Origin of the sequence: Campylobacter sp. CH246 (genome assembly GCF_004378835.1) — a bacterium.
GTDB classification, from domain to species: Bacteria; Campylobacterota; Campylobacteria; order Campylobacterales; family Campylobacteraceae; genus Campylobacter_D; species Campylobacter_D jejuni.
Map to the genome: position 1 here is coordinate 1 of NZ_RYYA01000017.1, position 1,889 is coordinate 1,889.

Genomic DNA, 1,889 nt, shown 5'->3' on the forward strand with positions numbered 1-1,889 from the left:
CGCATTAAGTGTACCGCCTGGGGAGTACGGTCGCAAGATTAAAACTCAAAGGAATAGACGGGGACCCGCACAAGCGGTGGAGCATGTGGTTTAATTCGAAGATACGCGAAGAACCTTACCTGGGCTTGATATCCTAAGAACCTTTTAGAGATAAGAGGGTGCTAGCTTGCTAGAACTTAGAGACAGGTGCTGCACGGCTGTCGTCAGCTCGTGTCGTGAGATGTTGGGTTAAGTCCCGCAACGAGCGCAACCCACGTATTTAGTTGCTAACGGTTCGGCCGAGCACTCTAAATAGACTGCCTTCGTAAGGAGGAGGAAGGTGTGGACGACGTCAAGTCATCATGGCCCTTATGCCCAGGGCGACACACGTGCTACAATGGCATATACAATGAGACGCAATACCGCGAGGTGGAGCAAATCTATAAAATATGTCCCAGTTCGGATTGTTCTCTGCAACTCGAGAGCATGAAGCCGGAATCGCTAGTAATCGTAGATCAGCCATGCTACGGTGAATACGTTCCCGGGTCTTGTACTCACCGCCCGTCACACCATGGGAGTTGATTTCACTCGAAGCCGGAATACTAAACTAGTTACCGTCCACAGTGGAATCAGCGACTGGGGTGAAGTCGTAACAAGGTAACCGTAGGAGAACCTGCGGTTGGATCACCTCCTTTCTAGAGTACAAAGTAATAAGTCTCACAACTATTACTTCAATATATAAACTCAATTGATTCTTGTTTAGATTTCAAAGATTGATGATAAAGCTAATTGTTTATGGGGAATTAGCTCAGCTGGGAGAGCGCCTGCTTTGCACGCAGGAGGTCAGCGGTTCGATCCCGCTATTCTCCACCATTTATTAAGGGCCTATAGCTCAGCTGGTTAGAGTGCACCCCTGATAAGGGTGAGGTCACAAGTTCAAGTCTTGTTAGGCCCACCATAAAAAAGATTTGAATAAAGAAGCTTTAAAATCTAAAGCAAGTATATAAAATAGATTAAATATAAACTCTATACTTAGATTTATTTTTTATCTTTAACTATAAAAGAATATACTTTAATAGATATAAGTAGCATACATTATGCATTTATATTTATAATGATTATGTTAATATATATACTTCCTTTAGGTTTTAAACCTAAATGTTCTTTTTAATTATCATTGTTAAGAGTCACAAGCAAGTTTTAATAAAAACAATTTTACAGGACTTGTTAAAGGATAAAACCTATTTATTTTTTCTTTAGTTTAACTTAACTTTTAGCTGTCTTCTCTTCTATGAATAAAGAGAATATTAGATTTAAGGATTATAAATTAAAAACAAGTTTCAAACTCACAGCTTAGTTGAGACTAAATCATTTAGTTTTATATTAAGTGTTTGAATGCTTTCCGTCTTAAGATAATGAAGTCTTATCATAAAAACTTTAACAAGGAAGTGATGCGTTTTAGAATCAATAATAAAAGGTAAAAAAGGTAAGCTACTAAGAGCGAATGGTGGATGCCTTGACTGGTAAAGGCGATGAAGGACGTACTAGACTGCGATAAGCTACGGGGAGCTGTCAAGAAGCTTTGATCCGTAGATTTCCGAATGGGGCAACCCAATGTATAGAGATATACATTACCTATATAGGAGCGAACGAGGGGAATTGAAACATCTTAGTACCCTCAGGAAAAGAAATCAATAGAGATTGCGTCAGTAGCGGCGAGCGAAAGCGCAAGAGGGCAAACCCAGTGCTTGCACTGGGGGTTGTAGGACTGCAATGTGCAAGAGGTAAGTTTAGCAGAACATTCTGGAAAGTATAACCATAGAGGGTGATAGTCCCGTATGCGAAAAACAAACCTTAGCTAGCAGTATCCTGAGTAGGGCGGGACACGAGGAATCCTGTCTGAATCCGGG

General features: G+C 40.8%; 2 tRNA genes and 2 rRNA genes. All 4 read left to right on the forward strand.

Going from position 1 to position 1,889, the window contains the following annotated elements:
* Window positions 1-674: ribosomal RNA gene (locus ELQ06_RS08450) — 16S ribosomal RNA — on the forward strand; the annotation flags it as partial.
* Window positions 675-776: 102 nt separating this feature from the next.
* A tRNA-Ala gene (locus ELQ06_RS08455) sits at window positions 777-852 on the forward strand.
* An 8-nt stretch (window positions 853-860) separates the two neighbouring features.
* Window positions 861-937, forward strand: a tRNA-Ile gene (locus ELQ06_RS08460).
* 526 nt (window positions 938-1,463) lie between these two features.
* Window positions 1,464-1,889, forward strand: a 23S ribosomal RNA gene (locus tag ELQ06_RS08465); the annotation flags it as partial.